The organism is Streptomyces sp. NPDC058240 (genome assembly GCF_042882135.1).
In the GTDB taxonomy this organism is placed as follows: Bacteria; Actinomycetota; Actinomycetes; order Streptomycetales; family Streptomycetaceae; genus Streptomyces.
Genome location: NZ_JBHVWT010000115.1, coordinates 1 through 5218 on the forward strand (window position 1 = coordinate 1; position 5218 = coordinate 5218).

Below are 5218 nucleotides of genomic sequence, written 5' to 3' on the forward strand. Positions count from 1 at the left end.
GCGGCCAGGCGGCCAGGCGGCCAGGCGGCCAGGCGGCCAGGCGGCCAGGCGGCCAGGCGGCCAGGCGGCCAGGCGGCCAGGCGGCCAGGCGGCCATCGGCATTCGCCAACCATCTGGCATTCATGCAGGTGAACGAGTCGCTACATGCCACCTACACCGCGATGGGACATCTGGTCGGAGCGTTCATGTGGTTTCCGCACCGATTTGAGCTCTTCCACATGTACATGAGCACCGCGTCAGCATTTGCTCAAGTGGCTCGGAAGGTCTCGCTGGTTGATTGCCGAGCGGCGGAGAGATCCTGCGGGCGCTACCGGTTGCCCCGGACTTCGGCCACCGGCGACCGCCCCGTCCGGTGAGAGGACGCTCAGCCGCCGAGGATCTCCATCACGGGTCGCTGCGGGTCGTAGGGAGCCCAGCCCGGGTTCCCGGTGTTGGCGAACGCGACCCAGGCGCCGTGTACCTGGGCTGCGAGTCCTGCTGGGGCGGGGTCGGGGCCGAGTAGGCAGGTGTCCCCGTGCAGCCAGGGTTTGTCGGCGATGTCGAACACGAAGGGCAGTTCGACGGTGTGGGCAGCGCCGAGTTGTCCGGCCAGGGCCGTCGAGCGGTACCCGAACGAGTAGAGGTGCGTGCGGCCGCCCGAGATCCGCGCGTGGGCCTGCGCCATGCGCGTCGTACCGGCCCCGAACAGGGCCTGCCCGAGCACGGCGGCGCGCAGCTCGCCCGGTGTTTCGTCCGGCCGTGCCGCGCGGTGCGCTGCGAGGGCGGTCTCCGGGTCTGGGTGCACCCGGGTGGCGACGGCGCGCACGTCGGCTTCCGTGGTGGATTCCAGGTCGCCCTGCGGTACGAGGTAGAGGTGCGCCTCTTCGGTGTTGGTGCCGATGAGCAGGTCGATGTCGCGGCCCGGGCCGTCGGCGAGAGTGTCGGCGGGCTGGACCGGCAGGACCAGGCTGAACGGGCTGAGCCCGGCCAGCGGGTCCGTGGCGGTGCTGGTGCGGAGGCCGAGGCCGGCCAGTGCGGGCAGGATCGCCAGGAAGCGTTCGTCCGGGATCGGGGCGAAGGCCTCGGCGGTCGGCTCGACGCCCAGCGCGGCGGCCGCTGTGGCGGTGACCCGTTGTGCTTGTTCTGGGGTGAACGCGCCGGTGCCGTTGCCGCTCTGGATGATCGCTCGCCGGAACAGACCGCCTGCCTCCGGTGTCGCGAGCAGCGCGCCGGTGAGCGTGGCGCCCGCGGACTGGCCGAAGACCGTGACGTTCTCGGGGGCGCCGCCGAATGTTGCGACGGTGTCGTGTACCCAGGTGAGCGCGGCGAGTACGTCCAGCAGTCCGCGGTTGGCCGGAGCACCCGCAAGATCGAGGAACCCGGGGATGCCGAGGCGGTAGTTCACCGTCACGAGGACGATGTCGTCGCGGGTGAACGCGCTGCCGTCGTAGAGCGCGGCGCGGCTTGAGCCGGTGACGAACCCGCCGCCGTGCACGAAGACCATGACGGGGCGCCTGCCGCCGTCGGCGGCGGGCGTGTGGACATCGACGGTCAGGTACTCCTCGCCGGGCACCCAGCCCGGCCCGAAGTAGGGGACCATGTCGAGTCGGCCGAAGTTGCGGACCGGCTGGGGAGCCGTGGGCGAGGGCTGCGTGCCGTCGCGGACACCGGACCAGCCCGGGTGCGGTACGGGTGGCGCGAAACGGCCGGCGCCGGTTGGTGCCGCCGCGTAGGGGAGGGCGCGGTAGCGCTCGCCGGATCCGTCACGGAGGCCGCGCACGGCGCCCGCCGGGGTTTCGACGACCGGATCTGCCTGTCGGGGCACGGGACACGCTTCCTTTCTGGAGGGGGACATCAGGAGATGCGGGAGAAGCCCGCCCACTCCTTGATCGCGAACTTCGAGCCGCTGCGGGCGACCTCCGTGGCGCCTTGGCCGCCGAAGTGCGCAGGGAATACGAGCGCGTTGTTCTCGGCGGCGCGGCCGAGAAGCTTGTGTCGGGTGGCGCGGGACTCCGCCGGGGCCTCGCAGAAGCAGGAATTGGTGTCCGGCTCTGCGATTTGCAGCGCGGTGTGTACCAGGTCCCCGACGAACAAGGCCTGTTCGCCGCCGGATTCCAGGGTGAGCACGGACGAGCCGGGGGTGTGCCCAGGAGCGAGATCGAGACGCAGGTTCTTGTCGATCCGGTACGTCCCCTCCCACAGGTGAGTGAGTCCCGCCTGGTGGACCGGCGTGACGCTGTCCTCGAAGACGTTCTGGTTCCCGCGGCCAAGCACGGTCCTGTTCTCATTGGCCGGGTCCCAGAAGTCGAAGTCCCGCCGCGGCATCAGGTACGTGGCGTTCGGGAAGGTCGGTACCCAGGTCCGACCGTCGAGACGGGTGTTCCAGCCGACGTGATCGATGTGCAGGTGGGTGTTGACCACGATGTCGACGTCCTCGGGCCGCAGCCCGGCGGCGGCGAGGTGGCCGAGGTAGTTCGTGTCCAGGCGGCTCCACACCGGCGCGTAAGGCCGGTCCTTGTGGTTGCCCACGCCGGTGTCGACGAGGATCGTGCGCCCCTCGCTGCGCAACAGCCAGGACTGGATCGCCGTATGACACTCGTCCGTCTGCGGGTTCCAGAAGTCGGGTGCCAGCCAGTCGCGGTGCTCGTCCCACGAGCCCTCTGGGCTGTCCGGGAAGAACTGGCCCGGGGGTATCTCCACCGAGCCGTAAAACTCTTTGATCCGGGTGACGGTGACGTCGCCAAGGATGATCTGCTCCGGGTTCTGATCCATGTGTCCGTCCTCGGGTCTGGGGTACGTGGCCGAATGAGATCCAGCCTGGACACGCGGACGGGCACGAACCAGTCCCGGGTTGTCCTACCCCTCGCAGGGTGTGGCCGGGATCGGGCCGCGCACCGGATACTGGGGCAATGAACGGACCCGGCCCACTCGGCGCCTTCCTCCAAGCCCGACGGGCGCGGCTGCGACCCGAGGACCTCGGTCTGCGAGACCTCGGGCCCCGCCGGCGGGTGTCCGGGCTCCGGCGCGAGGAACTGGCCCAGCTGGCGGGCGTCAGCGTCTCGTACTACGCGCGGTTGGAACAGGGCCTGTCCCGCGGGGCCTCGGCCGAGGTGCTCGACGCGCTTGCCCGCGCACTCCTGCTCGACGAACACGAGCGCGAGCACCTCGACCGGCTCGCCGGCGCCGCCCGCCACGCGCCCCGGGTTCGCCGTCCGCGGCCCGAGAAGCTCGCCGACGAAACACGCGACCTCCTCCGCGTCGTCGACGGCGTCCCGGCGATAGTGCTCGGCCGCCGTACGGACGTGCTGGCCTGGAACACCCTTGGGCACGCCCTGCTGGCCGGTCACCTGGACTTCCTCGGCCCGGATGACCCGGAGCGACGCCCGAATATGAGCCGGATGCTGTTCTTGGACCTGCACTGTCAGGAGCTGTACGCGGACTGGAAGCGCAAGGCACGCGCTGTGGTCGGCAACCTGCGCATCGCCGTCGGCAGGCACCCGGAGGACCCGCTGCTCGCGGAGCTGATCGGCGAGCTGACGATGAGAAGCCCGGAGTTCGTCGCGCTGTGGGGGGACCACCGCGTGGCGCCGTGCGATGCCGCGTCCTACGAGCTGCACCATCCCGTCGCCGGCGCGGTGACAGTGACACAGCAGACGCTGTCGATTGCCCGTTCACCGGAACAGGTGCTCATCGTGTGCACAACCCCCACCGGCTCCTCTTCCGAGGAGGCCCTCGCGCTCCTCCGGCAGGCGAGCGGCGGGCGGGCGCCGCACGCGGACAGCGTCGGCGTTCCCGGGAAGCCACCCCGACGGGTGTAGGCGGCCCGGACCCTGCAGTCCGACCGGGTTCACTTCGGTACCAGCGCGTCACCGCAGACGCAGTCAACGAAGACCCGGAGCAGAGGCAGGGGCAGACTGCCCGTAATCCGGTCTTTATGCGGTGCGGGCGTGATCGCATCACAAAGACGCCGGCCGGAGCGGCGGCCGGCCCAGCCACGTCGGCAGGCCCGCCAGATCCCCGCGCAGGACAGCCGGATCAGCTCCCGTCGTAGCTCGGCCGCCCCGATGGCGGGGCGCAGAATGAGTCGGTTCCAGATGCGGATCTGCCGTCGCCGGAGGTCGATGTCCTGTCGCATTGAATATTGAGCGATCTCACTGAAGTTTGAGTGTGGTGCTTGAGTCTCAGAAATCTATGTGACCGTGCCTTCCACCGGATGCACCATGCGACCGCCCGCTGGCGGCCGAGTCCTGGCGTGGAGTTGGCCCTGCCCGCCACGTTCCTAACCGGCTTCTGTTGCGGTGTAGGGGAATTTGTACCCGGTGAAGTCAGCGACGTGGACGTATCCGATGCGCTGGTAGAGGGCGTTACTGGTGGGGTTGGTCGGGTCCGCGAACAGGACGACGTCCGTCGCACCTGCGGTCAGCGCGGCTCTGCTCACCTCGACCGTCACAGCGCCCGCGTAGCCGCGACCCCGGAGGTGGGCCGGGGTGGAGACGGGGTCCACCCGGACCATGCCGCCGACCATCGACGTCGAGCCCGCCATGGAGACGGGAATGCCGGCCGGGCTCTCCCAGAAGGTGAAGTGCTTATCCGCGAAACGCGTGTCGTCCCAGGATCCAGCGTCAATGGCATCCATGGAGACGTTCTCTCCGACATCGACGCAGAACGCACGGCACCAACGCACGACTTGTTCATGGTCCTTCTCGCCCGCGACGCGGCCCCGGCCCTCTGGGCGCTGCTGCGGTGGGGTGAGCGTGCCGAGACGGTAAAGATGAGTCCGCCAGAAGGGTACCGGCGCGGCGCCCGTGTGCCGCTGCCATGTCTCGGCAAAAGCGGTGGCGGTGTCGTGGTCCGCGATGACGCCGGACGGGGAGTGGCCGAGGCCAGCCAGGAGAGCGGCGAGGGTGATGGCCTGCTCAGCAGAGATGGGTGTGACGCTCAGGTATCCGCGCGGAGTGCGATAAAAGATGGCACAGACCTCGCCTCCTGCCTCCAGTCGGCCGAAAACGGTGGCTTTGGCACCGTGTGCGTCCGCCCCGCGTGCTCGCAGCTTCTCGATGTCCGTCAGCGGCGTGTTGTGCAGGGCGGGGCGCGAGCGAAGAAAATCTCCGGCTCGCGCAAGGAAGTCATCGACATCTTCGCTAAGCCTGAATCCACCGCCTTGGATTGAAAAGGATCTTCTAACGGTTTTCTGAGCTCGTGCCGGGTCGGTGCTCGGTTTGGGGCAGGTGGTATCTGC

4 protein-coding genes are annotated in these 5218 nt (G+C 69.3%); 1 reads left to right on the top strand and 3 read right to left on the bottom strand.

The genetic code is table 11. The features are described 5' to 3' along the window. Positions 1-364 precede the first annotated feature (364 nt). Positions 365-1804 (bottom strand): carboxylesterase/lipase family protein, encoded by a 1440-nt coding sequence (locus ACFVX4_RS41475; RefSeq protein WP_389988524.1) that lies wholly within the window; start codon positions 1802-1804, stop codon positions 365-367. A 29-nt stretch (positions 1805-1833) separates the two neighbouring features. Continuing rightward, entirely contained in the window at positions 1834-2751 is a 918-nt protein-coding gene (locus ACFVX4_RS41480) for an MBL fold metallo-hydrolase (protein ID WP_389988527.1), read from the bottom strand. 137 nt (positions 2752-2888) lie between these two features. Between ACFVX4_RS41480 and ACFVX4_RS41485 the strand changes: the two genes are divergently transcribed. Further along, a complete protein-coding gene (locus ACFVX4_RS41485) occupies positions 2889-3797 on the top strand; it encodes a helix-turn-helix domain-containing protein (protein ID WP_389988530.1) in 909 nt (302 codons plus the stop codon). A 461-nt stretch (positions 3798-4258) separates the two neighbouring features. On the opposite strand, the gene ACFVX4_RS41490 is transcribed toward ACFVX4_RS41485, so the two are convergent. Next, complete coding sequence (locus ACFVX4_RS41490; protein WP_389988533.1) at positions 4259-5146, bottom strand: GNAT family N-acetyltransferase; 888 nt, start codon at positions 5144-5146, stop codon at positions 4259-4261. Positions 5147-5218: the final 72 nt, after the last annotated feature.